At 63.1% G+C, this 18,549-nt stretch carries 20 protein-coding genes; 4 read left to right on the top strand and 16 right to left on the bottom strand.

Going from position 1 to position 18,549, the window contains the following annotated elements:
• Positions 1-10: 10 nt before the first annotated feature.
• From RDU24_RS11245 to RDU24_RS11220, 6 genes are all read right to left on the bottom strand, one after another.
• Positions 11-1,132 (bottom strand): flagellar biosynthesis protein FlhF, encoded by a 1,122-nt coding sequence (locus RDU24_RS11245; protein ID WP_308735855.1) that lies wholly within the window; start codon positions 1,130-1,132, stop codon positions 11-13.
• A gap of 4 nt (positions 1,133-1,136) precedes the next feature.
• Complete coding sequence (gene flhA, locus RDU24_RS11240; protein ID WP_308735854.1) at positions 1,137-3,251, bottom strand: flagellar biosynthesis protein FlhA; 2,115 nt, start codon at positions 3,249-3,251, stop codon at positions 1,137-1,139.
• Between the two features lie 57 nt (positions 3,252-3,308).
• Positions 3,309-4,373: a flagellar type III secretion system protein FlhB gene (gene flhB / locus RDU24_RS11235; protein ID WP_308735853.1), complete on the bottom strand. Its 1,065-nt coding sequence runs from the start codon at positions 4,371-4,373 to the stop codon at positions 3,309-3,311.
• 23 nt (positions 4,374-4,396) lie between these two features.
• Complete coding sequence (gene fliR / locus RDU24_RS11230) at positions 4,397-5,182, bottom strand: flagellar biosynthetic protein FliR (protein ID WP_308735852.1); 786 nt, start codon at positions 5,180-5,182, stop codon at positions 4,397-4,399.
• A 134-nt stretch (positions 5,183-5,316) separates the two neighbouring features.
• A complete protein-coding gene (locus RDU24_RS11225) occupies positions 5,317-6,219 on the bottom strand; it encodes a M23 family metallopeptidase (RefSeq protein ID WP_308735851.1) in 903 nt (300 codons plus the stop codon).
• A 70-nt stretch (positions 6,220-6,289) separates the two neighbouring features.
• Positions 6,290-7,048: a tRNA lysidine(34) synthetase gene (locus tag RDU24_RS11220; protein WP_308735850.1), complete on the bottom strand. Its 759-nt coding sequence runs from the start codon at positions 7,046-7,048 to the stop codon at positions 6,290-6,292.
• Between the two features lie 247 nt (positions 7,049-7,295).
• Here RDU24_RS11220 and RDU24_RS11215 point away from each other — a divergent pair, with 247 nt between their 5' ends.
• The 4 genes from RDU24_RS11215 to moaC are packed head-to-tail and all read left to right on the top strand — an operon-like array spanning position 7,296 to position 10,501.
• Complete coding sequence (locus RDU24_RS11215; RefSeq protein ID WP_308735849.1) at positions 7,296-8,612, top strand: DUF4340 domain-containing protein; 1,317 nt, start codon at positions 7,296-7,298, stop codon at positions 8,610-8,612.
• Between the two features lie 51 nt (positions 8,613-8,663).
• Positions 8,664-8,888: a DNA-directed RNA polymerase subunit omega gene (gene rpoZ, locus RDU24_RS11210; RefSeq protein ID WP_308735848.1), complete on the top strand. Its 225-nt coding sequence runs from the start codon at positions 8,664-8,666 to the stop codon at positions 8,886-8,888.
• 8 nt (positions 8,889-8,896) lie between these two features.
• Complete coding sequence (gene dnaJ / locus RDU24_RS11205; RefSeq protein WP_308735847.1) at positions 8,897-10,012, top strand: molecular chaperone DnaJ; 1,116 nt, start codon at positions 8,897-8,899, stop codon at positions 10,010-10,012.
• A gap of 9 nt (positions 10,013-10,021) precedes the next feature.
• Positions 10,022-10,501 carry a cyclic pyranopterin monophosphate synthase MoaC gene (moaC, locus tag RDU24_RS11200; protein ID WP_308735846.1) on the top strand — a complete coding sequence of 160 codons (480 nt, stop codon included), beginning with the start codon at positions 10,022-10,024 and terminating at the stop codon, positions 10,499-10,501.
• A gap of 97 nt (positions 10,502-10,598) precedes the next feature.
• Here the strand turns inward: moaC and bioA are convergent, their stop codons facing one another.
• The 10 genes from bioA to RDU24_RS11150 form a co-directional block, all read right to left on the bottom strand.
• Positions 10,599-11,954, bottom strand: coding sequence for an adenosylmethionine--8-amino-7-oxononanoate transaminase (bioA, locus tag RDU24_RS11195; protein ID WP_308735845.1), 1,356 nt, complete (start codon positions 11,952-11,954; stop codon positions 10,599-10,601).
• On the bottom strand, positions 11,951-12,571 hold the full coding sequence (gene bioD / locus RDU24_RS11190) for a dethiobiotin synthase (protein WP_308735844.1): 621 nt from the start codon (positions 12,569-12,571) through the stop codon (positions 11,951-11,953). Before bioD ends, bioA begins: the two co-directional genes overlap by 4 nt.
• Positions 12,568-13,356, bottom strand: coding sequence for a methyltransferase domain-containing protein (locus RDU24_RS11185; RefSeq protein ID WP_308735843.1), 789 nt, complete (start codon positions 13,354-13,356; stop codon positions 12,568-12,570). Before RDU24_RS11185 ends, bioD begins: the two co-directional genes overlap by 4 nt.
• A complete protein-coding gene (locus RDU24_RS11180; RefSeq protein ID WP_308735842.1) occupies positions 13,343-13,993 on the bottom strand; it encodes an alpha/beta fold hydrolase in 651 nt (216 codons plus the stop codon). Before RDU24_RS11180 ends, RDU24_RS11185 begins: the two co-directional genes overlap by 14 nt.
• On the bottom strand, positions 13,990-15,135 hold the full coding sequence (locus tag RDU24_RS11175) for an aminotransferase class I/II-fold pyridoxal phosphate-dependent enzyme (protein ID WP_308735841.1): 1,146 nt from the start codon (positions 15,133-15,135) through the stop codon (positions 13,990-13,992). Before RDU24_RS11175 ends, RDU24_RS11180 begins: the two co-directional genes overlap by 4 nt.
• A gap of 71 nt (positions 15,136-15,206) precedes the next feature.
• A complete protein-coding gene (gene hisF, locus RDU24_RS11170) occupies positions 15,207-15,986 on the bottom strand; it encodes an imidazole glycerol phosphate synthase subunit HisF (protein WP_308735840.1) in 780 nt (259 codons plus the stop codon).
• Positions 15,976-16,617 carry an imidazole glycerol phosphate synthase subunit HisH gene (gene hisH, locus RDU24_RS11165; protein WP_308735839.1) on the bottom strand — a complete coding sequence of 214 codons (642 nt, stop codon included), beginning with the start codon at positions 16,615-16,617 and terminating at the stop codon, positions 15,976-15,978. Before hisH ends, hisF begins: the two co-directional genes overlap by 11 nt.
• Positions 16,618-16,703: 86 nt before the next feature.
• The gene (locus tag RDU24_RS11160; protein ID WP_308735838.1) at positions 16,704-17,573 is read right to left on the bottom strand and encodes a J domain-containing protein; all 870 of its coding nucleotides are present in this window, start codon (positions 17,571-17,573) and stop codon (positions 16,704-16,706) included.
• Positions 17,570-18,037, bottom strand: coding sequence for a YkgJ family cysteine cluster protein (locus tag RDU24_RS11155; RefSeq protein ID WP_308735837.1), 468 nt, complete (start codon positions 18,035-18,037; stop codon positions 17,570-17,572). Before RDU24_RS11155 ends, RDU24_RS11160 begins: the two co-directional genes overlap by 4 nt.
• Positions 18,030-18,461 (bottom strand): CoA-binding protein, encoded by a 432-nt coding sequence (locus RDU24_RS11150; protein WP_308735836.1) that lies wholly within the window; start codon positions 18,459-18,461, stop codon positions 18,030-18,032. The genes RDU24_RS11155 and RDU24_RS11150 overlap by 8 nt, the downstream gene beginning before the upstream one ends.
• Positions 18,462-18,549: the final 88 nt, after the last annotated feature.

Here is an 18,549-nt window from a genome sequence, read left to right as displayed (position 1 = left end):
GCCTCGCCTATCAATTCCGCTCGGCTTGCGCGCCGGGCAGGGTATGCTTGAAGATGAGCCGCCACAACATTTCGCCGACGGCGGGGGTGATGGTGTTCTTGAGCCCCGGGCCATAGGACAGGGCCGAAACCGGAAGCTCGGTCAACCGCGCCATGTTGAGCAGTGCGCCAAACGTACAGGCTTCGTCCAGTTTCGTCCAGATGAGACTTTGCAACTGCGGGCAGCAGTAGCGCCGGGCGATCTCCGCGTACTGGCTGGCGCTGAAGTAGGGTGCCAGAACCAAGTGCGCCGCCATGTCCCGGCAGTCGGAAAGGCCAAGATCTTCCAGGCGCTCGGCGAGGGTGGCCTTGCCGGACAGTCCCGGCAGGTCGATGAGGATCATGTCGAACTTGTGGGCTTCCTTGAGCAGGGCTTCCATCTCTTCCTCGTTGCAGGCCTCGCGGAAGGCCAGGCCGGAGAGATCGGCGTAGTGGCGGAGCACCAGACGGCCTTTGCCCTGGCCCTCATCCGACGCAACCACGCAGATGCGCTGCTTGGGCTTGAGCTGCTTTTCGCGCAGGGCCAGGCGCACCAGGCAGGAGGTCTTGCCCGCGCCATGGGGTCCGGCGAACACGTGAATCTTCTGGAGCCATTTTTTTGACCCGAACCCGTAGCAGGGCGCCACGGACTCCAGAACAGGCAGGATGGGACGCTCCGGATCGGCCTTCAGGTCGAGGAAGACCTTGAGCATGACCTGGGTGTCCACTTCTTCCCGCTCCAGGTACTTGAGTGCCACGCGCTGCCTGGGCGCCAGATCGTCCATGTTCATCTGGGGCTTCACCAGCGCCATCAGATGATCCTTGATCTGCCGCCACTCGCAGTTCCAGTCGGCCGGGTTCGTGTCATGCATGGGCATGAAACCTCCGGGGTCGCGCTGGGTGGGCTTTGAGCCGTTGCCGCCGCCGTTCCCGTTGCCATTGCGGACGCCTGGGGCGCTTGCCCTGGGGTCGATGGCCGCGGTGATCTCGCAGGTCATTCCGCCCGCGGCGCGCACGCTCTTGGTGTTCAGGATGATGGCGTCATCGCCCAGCTCAGCCTTGACCCGCGCCAGCGCAGCCTGTGTGTCTGATCCCTTGAATGTTTTTATTTGCATGGCTCTAGCTCAGTTTCACAGTGGCCAGGGATTGGATACGGATATCTGCCGGTATTTCTGCCTGTGAAACCACAGGCATGGTTGGCAGGAAGCGAAGCAACAATTGGGCCAGATGTGGGCGAATTTGCGGAGCGGTGAGCAGAACAGGCTGTCCATCGGTGCCAGCAGCGTTGTCCTGGGCGCTTGAGATGGCCTTGATGACCTGCTGCGCCTTGCCCGGCTCCAGGGCCAGATAGCCGCCCTGGTCGCTGCTGCGCAGGCTGGTCGTCAAGAGTTCGTCGATCTCGCCGGACAAGGTGACGATGGGCAGGCTGCCGTCGCTCGCCATGTAGTTCTTGACGATGGTGCGGCCCATACGGGCGCGGACATATTCCGTCAGCATCCCGGCGTCCTGGATGGACGGGCCATAGTCGCACAAGGCTTCGGTAATGGTCAGCATGTCGCGGATGCTGACGCCCTCGCGGACGAGGTTCTGCAGGACCTTCTGCACGGTGCCGAGCGGCAGCATGTTCGGGACCAGGTTGTCCACGGCCTTGGGGGCGCGCTTGGACAGGTTGTTCAGCAGCTCCTGAACCTCCTGGCGGCCAAGGAAGTCCTGCAGGTTGCGGCGGAACACCTCGGTCAGGTGCGTGGCAACCACTGTCGAGGGATCGACCACGGTGTAGCCTGCGAGCATGGCGGCCTCGCGCTGCACGTCGGGAATCCAGACGGCGGGCAGGTTGAAGGCGGGTTCCACGGTCTCCACGCCCTCGATGCGGTGCTTGGCGTCGCCGGGGTCCATGGCCAGGAAGTGGTCGATCAGGATCTCGGCGGAGGCGATGGCGTTGCCCTTCACCAGCACGCGGTACTCGCCAGGCTTGAGCTGCAGGTTGTCGCGCAGGTGCAGCGAGGGGATGACCACGCCCATGTCCAGGGCGAACTGGCGGCGGATGGAGCGGATGCGCGAGAGCAGGTTGCCGTTCTGTTCCTCGTCCACCAGCGGAATGAGACCGTAGCCGACCTCCAGCTCCAGCTGATCCAGAGGCAGCAGCGCCTGCACCTCTTCCGGGGTATCCAGCTGCGAGCTGGCGCCCGAAGCCTTGTCCTTCGCAGCCTTGGTCTTGGCTTCGTGCTCGGGGCGGGTGCGCTCGGACATGCGGGCGATCCAGTACACGAGGCCGGAGAAGAAGATGAAGGGCAGGGTGGGCAGGCCCGGGATCAGGCCGAAGACCAGCAGGATGCCGGACACCAGCTTCAGCGCGCGGTGATGGAAGGTCAGCTGGCCGAGGAATTCCTCGCCCATCTTGGCCTCCGCGGCAGCGCGGGACACGATGATGCCGGTGGCCGTCGCTGTGATGAGCGATGGGATGGTTGCCACGAGACCGTCGCCGATGGTCAGCATGGTGAAGGTCTTGGCGGCGTCAAGCCAGCTCATGTCCTTCTGGAACACGCCGATGAAGAAGCCGCCCACCAGGTTGATGACCAGCATGATGGCGCCGGCCTTCACGTCACCGGAGACGAACTTGCCCGCGCCGTCCATGGCGCCGTAGAAGTCCGACTCCTTGCGGATCTTCTCGCGGCGGCGGGTGGCTTCGGGCTCGTCGATGAGGCCCGCGTTCAGGTCGGCTTCAACCGCCATCTGCTTGCCGGGCATGGAGTCCAAGGTGAAGCGTGCGGCGACTTCTGCGATGCGTGACATACCGCCGACAACGACGGTCTTGTTGATGGTGAACAGAATCCAGTAGATGACGATGCCGATGGCGTAGTTGCCGCCCACGACGAACTCGGCGAAGCTCTGGATGACGTTGCCCGCTGCCGCCGTGCCTTCATCGCCGTGCATCAGGATGAGGCGGGTGGAGGCAACGTTCAGCGCCAGTCGCATGAGGGTCGTCACAAGGAGCAGGGAGGGGAAGATGGAGAATTCCATTGGCGATTCAAGGAACATGCTTGTGACCAGGATGACCAGACTTATGGCGATGCTGAAGGTCAGCATGAAGTCGATCACGATGGTCGGCGTTGGCACCAGCATGATCAGCAGCACGACGACAACGCCGACGGCGAGGAGAATGTCGCCCTGCTTGGCGAACTGCGCGTAGTCGATGTCTATGCTGGCGAACTTGGCTTTGTTGGCGGTGGCCATAATCTTGACGCTCCCTGCGGTTTGTAACCCGACGAGAGCATCACCTTGGAGGAGGGCTTAGCCTTTGCGGCTCTTGAATTTCGCCAGTCGGGCCAGAATCGCGGCCACGGCCTGGTACATCTCCTCGGGGATGGTCTCGCCAATTTCTACCTGCTTATACAAAGCCTGTGCCAGAGGAGGATTTTCGTGGATGGGGATGTCGTTTTCGATGGCCAGATCGCGAATTCTTTTGGCGATGCGGTCCGCGCCTTTGGCCAGGACCATGGGCGCCGGAGCTTCGGTGATGTCGTAGCGCAAGGCAATGGCGTAGTGCGTGGGGTTGGTGATGACAACATCGGCCCTGGGGACGCTGCTTGAGAGGCGCATCGACATGAATTCGAAGAATTTGCGCTGCTGCTTGGCCTTCACTTCAGGGTCGCCTTCGGCCTGACGGCGCTCGTCCTTGACCTCTTCCTTGGTCATCATCAAGTTGTCGTTGTAGCGGTAGCGGGTCCACCACAGGTCGGCGATGGCCATGAGGATCATCGGAACCAGGGCGTAGCAGAACATTTTGTACGCCACCAGGAGCATGTACGACGAGATGCCCAGAACATTCTGGTGGAACAGCGGGATAAGGTTCGGCAGTTCCTGCTTGATGACGAGATAGGGCGCAAAGCCGACGATGGCTGCCTGGAGCACGCTGCGGCCAAGGCGAACCAGGGCGTCCGGGCTGATCATGAGTTTTTTCAGGGCCGCAGGGATGTTCAGGTTGATCCGATCCCATTTGATCTTGAAGATCCAAAGCTTGCCGATCTGAAGACGGATATTCGTGTAGGCGACTATGGCGATCAAGATCATGAACGGCAGGATCAAGAGCGCCATTTTCATAAGCGACCAGAGGAACATGCGGTAGACGGTCTGCTGGTTCAGCGTCTGCGTGAGGCCTTCAACAAAGAACCAGTTGAATATTTCGTTGAAGTTCTTGAAGTAGAACTCGCCCATGAAGCGCAGCGAAATGACAGCGGTCAAAAGCACGCAAACCGTGCTGACCTCGCCGGAGCGTGCCACACTGCCTTCGTCGCGTGCCTTTTTGACGCGTTTTGGCGTGGCTTTTTCTGTTCTACTTGGATCTTCTCTGGACATGCATCAAGCTCCACGTAGCTGACTCACGGCTGTATGACGCCGATTTTCATGATGTGAAGGAAGACACCGTCCATGGCCGTGATGAAATTGGTCACATAGTCCGTCATGAGTTCCATAATGTACGTCAGGAAAAGGAAGCCGACCATGATCTTCAAGGGAAAACCCATGGTCATGACGTTCATCTGCGGTGCCATCTTCGAGATGAGCGCAAGCGCAAGGTCCACCAGGAACAAAGCCAGAATGACCGGTGCCGCGATGCGGACGCCCAGGACGAACATCTGCTTCGAAAAGAGCATGACTTCAGACATGAGCCGTGGGGTCATGAACAGCCCCCCGGGAGGCACAAGCTCAAAGCTGTTCCCAAGCGCGCCGATGAGGTGGAGGTGTCCGTTCAGCGCCAGGAAGGTGAGCATGGTGCACATGTAGATGAAGTGCGTGGTCATGGGTTCTGACTGGCCGGTCAGGGGGTCGATGGAATTGACCATGGAGAAGCCCATCTGGAAGTTGATGATGGCTCCACCGATCTGCACCGCGGCGATGATCATGCGAACGATGATGCCAAGCGACATGCCGAGGAGTATTTCGCCGGCAAACATGGGAATAAGATTGGCTGGATGCGCTGGGAAGTACTGCGCCGGAAAGGAGAGCTTGGGCCACACTGCAAGCGTGAGCACGAGGAGCAGGGTCGCTTTGATGGTGTTCGGGATATTGTCCCCGAAAAACGGCATGATGAAAAGCACCACACTGATGCGGAATAGCGTCAGGTAGAAGCTGATGATCATGCGCGGGTCGAAGTTGAAGAGGTCCATGAACGTCCGCCTGATGGCGCCGGAACTGACCGCGCAGGTTGCGCTGACCGCCCGGGCGCATGCGCGAGAGATTAGCCCAGCTTGCGACGGGCGTCCAGGGAAAGGGCGTGGCCTGTTGGATTACGCGAAGGAAATCAGTTCAGGATATAGCGCATGGGGTTCACGGGAACGCCGCTGATGCGCACTTCGTAATGCAGGTGCGGTCCGGTGCTGCGCCCGCTGTCGCCGATGTAGGCGACCACCTCGCCGCGCTGGACCACCTGGCCGACCTTCACGCCGACGCGGGAAAGGTGAGCATAGCTGGTGACCAGGCCGGAGCCGTGCGTCACGTTCACTATGAGGCCGTAGGCGGGGTCGCGCTCGATGAAGGCCACGACGCCGCGAGAGGGAGCGTAGATCGGGGTGCCCATGGGGCCGGAGATGTCGAGACCCTTGTGGAATTCACGCTTGCCGGTGAAGGGAGAGACGCGCCAGCCGAAGCCTGAGGTCACCCAGCCGCTGGCAGGCCAGACCGAGGGGGTCGCCTCAAGCACGTCCTTGTTGGCGCGCAGGCGCTGGATGATTTCCTGCTGGCGGACTTCTTCCATGCGCGCTTCAACCGAAAGCTGCCGCAGGAACTCGTTCATCTTCCTGGCAAGGAGTTCCTGGCGGTAGAGCGGCAGATAGCCCTTGGCGACATCCTGTGCTGGCCCACCTCTGGGCGCAACGCTCATGATGTTTTCCTGCTCCAGGTTGATCATGACGCGAAGCTTGGAGTCGAAGTCTCGTATGCGCGAGACATCCTTTTGCAGTGCCACTAGCTTTTGGCTCAGGTTCAGGAGCTGTGATTTTTGTTCGTGGGCGGATTTTTCGGTGAGGCTTAAACTTTTTTCAAGGCTGCCGCTCAGGGCGAAGTTCTTGAGAAGTATGACGTTTCCAGCAACCAACAGGGTTAGTAGCGCGCCAATTGTCATGAGCATCCAGCCCTTGAGCTGGAACTTGCGTGGCGTTCCGCGTTTCTCGCGGAAGATGACAATATGGAAACGTCCGAAAAACATTAATTATTCCAGTTTGATGGTTGATCCGTGCCTGAATATGCGTCCAGAGTGCACTTCCATTAGCCCATCATCAATAACCGGTCAAGTCTATGCCATTGCGGTCCAGTTGATAGCGGCGCAAGGCGTTGAACACGTTTTGGCTGATGCGCTTGTCCTTGCCGGTCTCAAGCTTAAGCCATTCATGGATCTCGGTTCTGCGCGTGTTTCCGCTGGAAGGGCAATTATTCTTCCAGATTGGAAGCTCCCACTGCCTTGCGGCCGTCTTCATGAAAGATTTTTCGAGGAACAGGGCAGGGCGGATGACCTTGAGCCTGCCGCCGAAGAAGTCCTCGCTTGCCGAGAGCCCGTCGACGCGGCCATTTTGCACAACATTCATGAAGAAGGTGACCACGAGGTCGTCCGCGTTATGGCCGAAGGCCAGGTGGGTCAGGCCGTACTCGCGGCAGAGGTCGAAGAGCCGCTTTCTGCGGAGCATGCTGCAGTAGAAGCAGGGTGAGTTCTTGCGGTTTTCGCTGGTATGCGCCCTGGGACCATAGTCGCTCAGTTCGATGTGAGCCGAAAGGCCCTCTGCCTTGACCCAATCGACAAGTGGGCGGTGGCTCTCGGGCTCAAAGCCGGGGTTGACGTGCAGCACCATGAGTTCCATGGGGAACGGCACGATGGCCTTGCGTATGGTCATGGTCTTGATGAGGGCGAAGCTGTCCACCCCGCCCGAGACTGCAACGCCGATGCGCGCGCCCGGTCCGGCCATGCCGGTCTTTTGCATGAGCATGCCCACGCTGCTGACGCATTTTTTTTGTGCAAAGGAAAGCTTGCCGAATCCGGCCACTGTAAGGTCCTCCTGTGCGCCTTGGCGCGAAGGCTTGACCTAGTTCATTTGCGCTTGACACGCAAGGCGAGTTCGAATAGTAAATTTTGTTCTTGTTCGCTGTGCCAAGGTTCCCCCGCTTTACCGTTTGTCAGGCCGCTCAGTGGCAACAGTCATGAAGAGGGCGCAGCCCGATGCCTAACCTGGAAGGCCATCCTTGACGATGCATCTGCCCCGCTCCGGGGTGCTTCTTTTGCTGGTGCTTGCCATGGCGCTCGCACTCGGCCTGTTCCTGGCGACGCAGGACCACGGGCTGGGCGGTGGCGTCTGGCCAAGCTACACCATCGATTCAGTGCAGTCCATCGAGATCGCCACTGCTGGGGAGCGCTTTGTCCTCGTCAAGGAACCCTCGGGTTGGGTCGTCCGCATCGACGGGGCCGAGGCAGACGCCCTACCCACTCCTGCGGACAGGTCCAGAATTGAAGCCTTGCTGGCTGCCATCGCGCATAACCGGCCCACCCAAACACTGGGCCAGGTGCCCGCAGCCGAACTGGCCGCCTATGGCTTCTCGGAACCCAAGGTCCGTATCCTGCTCAAGCCTTCAACCGTGGGCCTCTCCGAGGTGCTGCTGACCTTCGGCAACGAGACGCCGACCGGCGCTGCGCTCTACGCGCAGTCTTCCCTGGCTGCCGGTTCTGTCTTTTTGCTTGACGCCAGCCTTCTGCACCAGGTCGACAAGCCTGCTGACCATTACTTCGACTTCCGCATGCTCGACCTGCGCACCGATGAGGCCCAGCACCTGACGGCGTATGGGAACTCAGGCGTTCAGTGGGAAATGGAGCGCAAGGACGACTCCTTCATTTTCCTGCTCCCAGAGTCCTTAAAGGGGTCCACAATCTCCTCCTCCGAGGTCCGCCTTTTCCTGCACAATCTCACGGCCATCACGGCGGACAACATCCTCGCCAAGAACGACCAACAGCCCGGCGGGCGCCCTTCGTTCACTTTGGAGATCACCATGGCCAAGGCCACGGAACCTTTGCGTCTGGAAATATTCCCGCAAGAGGGTGAGAGCGAACAGGTCTTTGGCCGGTCATCGCGCCATCCTTCAGGCTTCCTCCTGGACCACGGCAAGGCCAAGTCCCTGTTCCGCCTGGCTTTTGACATGCAGTGGCGTGGCGTCATCACCTACGATTCCGCAAGGGTGCAGAGCGCCAGGATCTACTCGGCCATGGGCAACCAGACCCTGGTGGCAGAGAAGACGGCCTCTGGCTGGGAGGATCGTGAGCATGGCCGCAAGCTCACCGGGCTTGACTTGTCGCTGTGGAGACTTAAAGAGTTAAGGTTCGAAGCGGAGCCCATCGCGCGCATAGCCTACCCGGCTGTGCAGCGGTTGGCTCTTGACCTGTATGCGAAGGACGCCAAGCCTTTGACATCTTTTGTTTTTTATTCAGATCCGAGGCTCCCGCCCGACCAGTGCTGGCTCAAGGTAGGCGCCGAGGAGATGTATTATCCAGTAGGCCACCAGATTATTGAGGAATTGCAAGGCTACCTGCCTGCGCGCGCGGTCAAGGCTTCAAGCGAATGACCTGAACGCGGTGCGCATCTGTCCCAAAGATGTTTTCTCAAGGAGATATACATGGCGAGAATTACCGTTGAAGATTGTCTGGCCAAGGTCGGCAACCGCTTTCTCATCGTGCAGATGGCCATCAAGCGCGTGAAGCAGTATCGTGAAGGCAACCCGGCCCTCATCGAGTCGAACAACAAGGAAGCCGTCACCGCCCTGCGCGAGATCGCTCAAGGTAAGGTCCTGCCCGGCGAGTCCATCCCCGAGGCCGGTATCCACGCATCAACTGAGATCTAGTTCAGGCCATGTCCAAACGCGACTACTATGAAATCCTCGGGGTGCAGAAGAATGCCTCCGAAGATGAACTCAAACGCGCCTATCGAAAGCTTGCCCTTGAGCACCACCCTGACCGCAACCAGGGCGATGCCGAGTCCGAGGCCAAGTTCAAAGAGGCCGCAGAGGCCTATGACTGCCTGCGCGATCCCGAAAAGCGCCGCCGCTATGACACCTTCGGCCATGAAGGCATGAACGGCGGAGCCGGAGGCTTCACCTCCTCCGAGGACATCTTCGGGGCGTTCAGCGACATCTTCGGCGAGGTTTTCGGCTTTGCCGGAGGCGCGCGCTCCGGCGGTCGTCGCGCCCAGGCCGGAATGGACCTGCGCTACAACCTGAACATCACCTTTCGGCAGGCCGCCAAGGGTGACGAGGTCGCGCTCAAGCTGCCGGTGAACGTGCCGTGCGAGAGCTGCAAAGGCAGCGGAGCAGAGCCCGGCACCGACATGAAGAATTGCGGCCAGTGCCGCGGCACCGGGCACGTTCAGCAGGCCCAGGGCTTCTTCCGCATCTCCGTGACGTGCCCCAACTGCCATGGCCGTGGCAAGCTCATCACCCAGTACTGCTCCACATGCCGTGGCGCCGGCCAGACAAGCCAGGTGCGCGAACTCAAGGTTCGCATCCCCGCCGGCGTTGACGACGGCTCCCGGCTGCGGCTGCGCGGCGAGGGCGAACCCGGCGTGAACGGCGGGCCTCCTGGCGACCTCTACGTGGTCATGAGCGTTGAGCCGGACAAGACCTTTGATCGCCAGGGGCAGAACCTGGTGCTGCATCGCAGCATCAGCTTCGTCCAGGCCGCACTCGGTGACAAGATCGAGGTGCCCACCCTGGACGACCCCATCACCGTCGACATCCCCAAGGGAACCCAGGGCGGCGAGGTCTTCCAGCTGCGCGGCCTTGGCCTGCCGCATCCGGGCAGCAGCCGCAAGGGCGACCTGCTTCTTGAAATCAAGGTCGAAACCCCCACGTCGCTCAATGCCCGCCAGGAGGAACTCCTGCGCGAGTTCGCCAAGATAGAGGAAGAGAAGCCTCTCAAGAAGGCCAAGAACTTCTTCAAGAAGGCCAAAGAAAAGGTCATGGGCGACTAGGAGGTTCACGTGTCAGACGAGTTCTCGCATCTTGACGCCAACGGCCGCGCCCGCATGGTCGACGTCACCACCAAGGACGTGACCATGCGCATTGCGCGGGTGCGCATCGAGGTGCTGCTCAACCAGGAGACCATGCGTCTGCTGGTGCAAAAGGCCCTGCCCAAGGGCGAGGTGCTCGGCACCGCGCGCATCGCGGGCATCCTGGCCGCCAAGCGCACCGCGGAGCTCATTCCGCTGTGCCATCCGCTGCCGCTCGACTTTGCGGACATCACCTTCGAGATCGACGAACCCGGCGGGCGCGTGCTCATCGAGGCCGAGTCCCGCACCAGCGCCAAGACCGGCGTGGAGATGGAAGCGCTTGTGGCCGCACAGATGGCCGCCGCCACCATCTACGACATGTGCAAGGCCGTTCAGAAGGACATCCGCATCACCGACTGCCGACTCGTGTATAAGAGCGGCGGCAAAAGCGGTACCTTCCAGGCCGACTAGAGCCTTCAGTCGGTTTTGGGGCCGCTGCCCCAGGTTTCGCTAAATCGACGCCCGTTCCAGCACTCCTGGAGCGGGCGTTTTCTTAGTTGCGGTGGAATCAGCGGGGGGCGTAAAGCGGCGCGGATTCGCGCAGGACCTGGAGGACGGTCTGGTGGGCGCGGGCAAGGTCCTCGGGCGTGATGCAGGCCGGAGGCATGAGATAGACCACGTTGCCAAGGGGCCGTACCAGCAGGCCAAGCTCAAGGAAGCGCGCCTTGAGCTTCGGCCCCAGCGACGAGTGATAGTCCGCCTCAAGGCCCAGGTTTACGGCAACGATGGAACCAAGGGCGCGTGGGCGGCAGATGCCTGGGAGGCGGGCGGCTGCCTTCAGCCAGCGCAGGTTGGCTTCGCGGATGGCGCCGATGCGCTCAAGCGTTCCCTCGGTTGTAAAGAGGCTCAAGGAAGCCAGCGCAGCGGCGCAGCCCAGCGGATTCGCCGTGTAGGAATGCCCGTGGGCAAAGGCCGTGCCGAAGTCCGACCCGAGGAAGCTTTCGTAGACCTTGGTCGAGGCGACAGTGGCGGCCAGGGGCAGGAAGCCGCCGGTAAGCCCCTTGGACAGGCACACAAGGTCAGGCGTGACGCCAGCCTGCTCCATGGCGAAGAGCGTTCCCGTGCGGCCGAAACCGGTCATGACCTCGTCCAGAATCACCGGGATGCCCTGCGCGGCCACGCGCTCGCACACGGAGCGCAGGAACTCCGGACGGCACATGCGCATGCCCGAGGCGCCCTGCACCAGCGGTTCAGCGATGAACCCGGCGACGCGTTTGCCATCGCGTTCAAGGATGGCGTCCAGTTCCGCTAGGGCTGCGGCCTCGCGCGTCTCGACACCCGCATCGACGTCCCCATCGGCATTGAGCCAGGTCTCGGCAAAGGGCGTAAAGCGCACCTTGAGCAGCACGTCTTCAAACGGCGCGTAGAAGTTGGAGCTGCGGCCCACGGACATGGCTCCGAAGGTGTCGCCGTGGTAGGCGCCCTCAAAGGCCAGGAACAGGGTGCGGCGGCGTTCGCCCTGGTTGCGCCAGGACTGGAAGGCCATCTTGAGTGCGGCCTCCACGGCGGTGCTGCCGTTGTCGGAATAGAAGACGCGGGAGAGCGGGGCGGGAAGGAAGTTGACGAGCTGCTCGGCCAGCCGCGCCGCGGGCGCGTGGGTGAAACCGGCGAAGATCACGTGCTCAAGGGTGCGGGCCTGATCTCCCAAGGCCTGCGCAATGGCCGGGTGGCAATGGCCGTGCACATTGACCCACCAGCTTGAGGCGAGGTCTAGGATTTCCCGGCCGTCCTCAAGAAAGAGCGAAGCACCTGCCGCCCTGGCCACCGGCAACGGGGGCGGGGCGGTTTGCTCCTGAACGAAGGGGTGCCAGACATGCCGCTGGTCCAGTTCGACGATGCCGGCGATGCTTTTGTTGTCGCTCATGGCTTCCACCGTACCCAGTCCAAAGCCTCGCGGCTTGGCGCAACACGTTGCAGAGCATCGCGCGTCAGCGGCGCAAGCGGCGGGATGTGCGCGAGCACCCGGACATTGCCGAAGCGCTCGATGGCTTCGCGATTGGGCTGGTCGGCCTCGCCGCAGAGGATGACGCCCGTGACGAACAGGTTGCGAGCGCGCAAAGCCTGGAGGGTCAGGCAGGTGTGGTTGATGGTGCCAAGGCCCGTCCGGGCGACAACCACCACCGGGGCGGCCAGGCTGACCATGAGGTCGAGCATGGTCTGGTCTTCGTTGAGCGGCACCAGCACCCCGCCTGCGCCTTCCATCACCAGCGGGCGCTCGGTAGCCGGAAGGGCGAAGTCGTCCAGGCCGATGCGCAGCCCCTCGGCGGTTGCGGCCTCGAAAGGCGAGCGCGCCAGGCGCAGCAGGTGGCGTTCAGGATGGATGCGCGCACCGGAAAGCCTCGCAACGTCCTCCGCATCTCGATCCGGCGGGTGCCCGGACTGGATCGGCTTCCAGTAGTCCGCACCGGAGTGCAGGCACAGCCACGCGCTGGCCACGGTCTTGCCCACCCCTGTGTCGGTGCCGGTGACGAAGATCCTCACGGCAGTTCTCTCATGACCAGGGCATAGAGTATCCGCGCGGTGGCGTCCAGGCCGTGGGCGAACCGCTTGAGCACGGGGCGGATGGGGGCGGGTGTGTACCCCTGGCGCGGCTGTTCTGCGCCGATGAGCCGGAAGCTGTCGGCAAAGGCCTTGGCGCTGGGGAAATGTTGCTGACGTTCCTCGATCCTGTGAGTCAGGCGCTGGGGCGACAGGGTCTCGAGCGCCTTGAGGATTTGCTGCTCGTCCGGCAGGGGCAAGAGACCGGAGCTGCGTCCCAGCTCGGCAAAGGCGGCCTCCCATTCCGGAAAACTGCCCTGGAGCGGCACGGAAAAGGCCAGCATCTGCGTCTGCCGGGCAAGGCGGGCGATACCCGCCACAGGATCGACGAACCACTGGCAGGTCAGGTTGGTGACGATGGCGGCGGGCGGCGTGGCGAAGGATGCCGTCTGGCCGTCCAGAACGGCAAAGGACAGCCCCGGGCGGTCATCCAATGGGCTGCCGAGCCGGGCGCGGCACTGGTCCAGCATCTCCGGCGACAGGTCCGTCGCCAGGTAGTCCCGTCCCTGGATGTGCAGCAGTTCTGTCAGCAGGCCTGTGCCGCAGCCGATCTCCACCACCGCACCATCCGGCAGGCCGCCGTTTTCGCGAAGGAAGTCGGCAAGGCCGTGGGCTGCGTGCTGTTGCAGGTGCGCGTGCCGGGTGTAGTCCCTGGCGCGGCGGCCAAAGCTTCTGGCTACTGCCAGGGCGCGCGACGCCTGGTCAGGCTGTGCGCTAGCCGAGGTCACGCAGAAACTCCTGAATGAGCCGCTGGCAGTCCGCTGGACGTGTCATGGGCAGGGCGTGGCCGCCGTTGTCGAGTTCCTGGAGGCGTGAGCCGGTGAGCAACGCTTGGGCCTCGCGCGCGAGGTCCAGCGGGACGATGCGGTCATCCTTGGCGCTGAGCAGACGGATCGGAACGTCGCGTTGCGGCGATGGGAGGTCCACGTCGCGCAGGGAGAGCAGATCCGCGCGCAGGCGCTTCATCCCCTCGGTGGTCATGTCCGGCAGGGGCGAGAGCCTGTGGCCGCAACGCTTGTGGAAGCGCGCCAGCACGTCCTGCGGGGACGTGTCCAGGCGGGCAATCATGGCGTCGAGCATGTCTGCGGGGGTGCCGCTGTCTTTGCCGTGTTTCTGGCAAAAGCGCAGAAAACCGCCGACGCCCACAAGTCCGCGCCAGGGGATGTCCCATTGCAGCAGACGCGCAAAGCCCAGGGAATGGCCCACGCCGAGCCAGCCGTCGGTGTTGTCGGGAAGCTCAAGGGCGGGCGGGCCGAAGTATCCAGCGTCGAGGCAGACGACCGGAGCCGGGCCGAAGGCGTTGGCAACGCCGTCCCAGGTGCCAGGGCCGTAGCCCCAGCCGTGCAGGAAGATCAGGCCGATCATAAGCTGCGCAGCGCCTCGACCAGACGCTCCAGGTCAGAGTCCGTGTGTGCGGCGGAGAGCCCAAGGCGAAGGCGGGAGGTGCCTTGCGGCACGGTGGGCGGACGCACGGCGGACACGCGGATGCCCTTGGCGGCAAGGGCGTCGCGCGCGGCGACAGTGCGTACCGGGTCGCCCAGTATTACAGGCACGATCTGGCTGACGGACGGGCCGGTATCCAGGCCCATCTGGCGCAGCTCGACGCGGAGTCTTTCGGCTCGGGCGAGCAGTCCGGCGCGTTCTGCCCCGAGGCCGGGCAGGAGTTCCCAGGCCCTGAGCGCGGCGCCTAGAACCAGCGGCGAGGGCGCGGTGGAGAAGATGAAGCCCCCGGCCCTGTTGATGAGATAGTCGCGCAGCAGAGTGGAGCAGGCAACATAGCCGCCGCTGACGCCAAGGGCCTTGCTGAAGGTTCCCATGACCACAGTGGTGGGCGCAAGCTCGATGGTTTCGGCGAGGCCGAAGCCGTTCTGGCCGAAGACGCCTGTGGCGTGGGCCTCGTCCAGGTACAGCAGCGCGTCGAAACGAAGCGCAAGGGACTGCAGCGCGGCCACGTCGGCCAGGTCGCCGTCCATGCCGAACACGGTCTCGGACAGGATGAACTTCGGCCTCGGGTCGTCTGCGTGCTTTTCAAGCAACGCGCTCAGGTGCGCCAGATCCAGATGCCTGTAGCGTGTCTGCCGGGCACCGGCCAGGGCGCAGCCCAGGTGCATGCTGGCGTGGTTCAGGCGGTCGGCGAAGACGAGCGGTTCCGCACCGAGCGTGGCTTTGTCGAGCAGGGCGGCGATGCACGCGGCATTGGCCTGGTAGCCGGAGGTGAAAACAAGCGCAGCCTCCGTGCCCTTGTCGCTGGCGATGCGGGCCTCCAGCGCTTCATGCAGGGCGCTGTTGCCCGAGAGCAGGCGAGAGCCCGTGGCCCCGGCTCCAAAGCGTCGTCCGGCCTCGGCCGCGGCCTCGACGAGTTCAGGCCTGCGCGCAAGCCCCATGTAGTCGTTGCCGGAAAAGTCCAGCAGCTCTGGCGGGGTGTCCGTGACCGGCAGGACGCGCAACAGTCCTTCCCGCGCGGACGCGGCAAGGATGTCGGAGTAGCGGCGCAAGAGATCTGTCATGGCCTGTGTGCCGGGTTGGGGCGGAACAGCCTGAAGGGGCGGTCGCCGCCGGGGGCAAGCGGATGCGCCGACTACCAGATGGTGCGCATGGGCACGCCCTGGCCGGCGATATGCTCCTTGAGCTGACGGATGGTATACTCGCCGTAGTGCACGATGGAGGCGATGAGCGCCGCGGAGGCCTTGCCCTGGGTGAAGGCGTCGGCCATGTGCTGGGGGTTGCCAGCGCCGCCCGAGGCGATGACCGGAATGCGCACGCTCTTGGTCACCTTGCGCGTCAGTTCAAGGTCGTAGCCGTCCTTGGTGCCGTCGGCGTCGATGGAGTTGAGACAGATCTCGCCCGCGCCCAGCGCCTCGCCGGTCTTGGCCCATTCGATGGCGTCCATGCCGGTGTACTTGCGCCCGCCATGAATGACCACCTCGAAGCCGGAAGGGATTTGCGCGGATTTTTCCACGCGCTTCACATCCATGCCGAGCACCACGCACTGCGAGCCAAAGGCCGCGGCGCCCTCGCTGATGATGTCCGGGTTCTTCACCGCGCCGGAATTGACGGAGACTTTTTCGGCTCCGGCCACGAGCACCGCCCGCATGTCGGACACGGAATTGATGCCGCCGCCCACGGAGAACGGGATGAATATCTGGCTGGCCACGCGTTCCACCACGTCAAGAAAGATGCCGCGGCCTTCGGAAGAGGCGGTGATGTCGTAGAACACGATCTCGTCCGCGCCCTGCTCGTAGTACATGCGGGCAGTCTCCACAGGGTCGCCGATGTCGACATTGCCCTGGAACTTCACGCCCTTGGTGAGCTTGCCGTTACGAACGTCAAGGCAGGGGATAATGCGCTTACTGAGCATTCTTGGCCTCCAGGCAGTAGGCGTGGAAGTTCTGAAGCAGCTTCAGGCCTGGCGCGCCGCTCTTTTCCGGGTGGAACTGCACGGCCCACAGCCCGGTGCGGCCATGCACAGAGCAAAAATTCTCGCCGTACATTGTCTCGCCGATGATGAACTCCGGCCTGGGCGCGGGGTGGTAGCTGTGCACGAAATAGAATTCCGCTGCGGGAGAGATGTCATTGAACAGCGCGCAATCCTTCTTGAGCGTCACGCGGTTCCAGCCCATGTGCGGCACGCGGATGGGGGTGCCGTCCTCCTCGGTCCAGGCCGGGTTGAACAGGCGGCATTCGCCGGGAATCACGGCCAGGGTGCGGGTGTCGTTCTCCTCGCAGTAGTCGAGCAGTATCTGGCAGCCAACGCAGATGCCCAGAAGCGGCTTCTCCTGCCAGATGAGGCTTTTCAGCACTTCGTCCAGCCCGCCGGAGGACAGCTCGTCCATGGCCTGGCCCGCAGCGCCTACACCGGGAAAGATGATGCCGTCTGCGCTGGCAAGCAGGTCCGGGTCCGAGGTGATCTGGTTCTCAATGCCCAGGTGGTCGAGAGCGCGGCGAACGCTGGTCTGGTTGCCAGCTTTGTAGTCGAGGATGGCGAGCATTCCTGGCTCCTTGTCGGCGAACGTTATCTGCGGCCTAGTCAATTTCCGGGCGGATGACAAGTGCCGAAGGATTGGCGCGGCAGGGTCTATTTCGCCAAAATGCGCAGGAAAAGGTCGCCGGTGAAAGGGCCGAGCTTGCGGCCCAGGCCTTTCAAGCGAATGGGGCGGCCCACCACGAAGTCCGGTGGGAGCGTAATTTCAACTGTTTTTGGCTCGCCGCTGAAACGCGCGCTCACCGTGATGCGCAGGGTTTTTCCCGGCCCCAGGCTGTGGGCCGGAAAATGTACCGTCTGCTCGTCATCGAGCTGGCTGCGGAACCAGGACTTTACGCCGCCGACAATGCCCTTGCTCACGTCAAGGTTCAGGGACTTATCGCCCCATTGAATGCTCAGGCTGCGGCGGGTTGGCGGCTCGGCATGGCCAGGGTGCGAGGCGTGGGGCTTGAAGGGCGCGTGCCCGTGGCCGTGACCGTGGGCGTGACCATGACCCTGCCCCGGACGCGGTACGGCCTGGCCGGTCTTGAGCTGGCTGTAGATGTCCTCGAAAACCTGACGCGCAAAGGGGTCGGACAAGAGGTCGCGCAGGACCTCCTCCTCGCGGAGGTGAAATCCTTTGCCTCCGGCCTTGCGCTGGGCGTCCCGCTTGGCGTTGGCCTGGTTCTGGGCGTAGGCCTTCTCGGCCCGGGCCTGCTCGGCCTTGGACGTCGGGCCCTGCTGTGTGCCAGTGCCGGCTTGGGCTTTGGCGCGCGCTTTGGCTTGGCTTTCGGAGTCGTCCTTCAGGGTGCGGGTGAGCAGAATGTAGGCTTCGTTGACCTGGCGGAACTGCTCGGCGGCCTTGGTCGAGGGGTTCAGGTCCGGGTGCAGGCGGAAGGCCAGCTGCCGGAAGGCCCCCTTGACCTCCTCCAGTGTGGCGCCTGGAGGCACCTTGAGGATGCGGTAGCAGTCCTGGACGTTCATGTGTCTTTGCTGCGCAGTAGGGACTCGCACAGGACGAGGGCGTGGGGCGCTTCCGGCCCGGCTTCGTGCAGCAGGCCATGCTCCTGTAGATACTGAACGCCCTCGCGGACGAACAACGCGTGTCCGGCCTCGGCGTTGACGCCTGGACAGTCGCTCTGGATCATTTCCCAGCTGGAGGCGTCCAGCAGGTTGCCCCGGAAGTACGGCCAGGCGCGGCAGATGTCGGGCCTGCCCTGGTGCACGCCGCAGCCTTGCCCGTGCCTGAAGAAGATGCAGTAGCCGTCGTCCCCGGCGCGCAGGCGGGTCTTGCCGCTCACTGTCTCGGCGCAGTGGTCAAGCATGGCCGGGATGTCCATGCCCAGGTGCCGCGCAAGTCGGTTGCGGTCGCGCCCGGTCATGACGATGCCGCCCTCGCCCTGGCAGCAGTGTCCGCAGCGCTGGCAGGTGAAGGACGTCTCAGACATTCGTCGTCCCCGAGGAAACAAGATTCCTGTGGTCCACCATGAGGCAGCGGTCCTCGACGACGAGCACCGGGTGGCCGGAGAGGATGGCCCGCGCTTGCTGGCTCACGATGCCGGACTGCATCCAGAAGCATTTCGGCAAAGGGGAGAGGCGCAGGAATTCCTCGGCATGGGCCGGGCAGAAGTCCGCCGCGCGGAACAGGTCCACAAGGTCTACGGGCTCGGGGATGTCGTTAATGGTGGGGTAGGCCTTGAGGCCCCAGACCTCGGCCCGCTTGGGGTGCACGGGGATGACGCGGAAGCCTGCCTCGAGCAGGTATCTGCCGACCTTGTCCACGGGTTGGCCGGGCTTGTCCTTGGCCCCGATCACGGCGATGGTCTTGACCTTGCCGAGCAGTGCGGCTAGCTCTTTTGCGCTGTGCAGCATGTATTCCCCTGGCCGCCTGGACTGCGGCGCTTGGCCGGGGCGACGGTGAAAGTTGTAACGCATTCCGTTGGCGCTGCATAGACCCCGG

The sequence above is a fragment of the Humidesulfovibrio sp. genome (assembly GCF_031082295.1).
Lineage (GTDB): Bacteria > Desulfobacterota > Desulfovibrionia > Desulfovibrionales > Desulfovibrionaceae > Humidesulfovibrio.
This window is presented reverse-complemented; position numbering and strand designations above follow the sequence as displayed.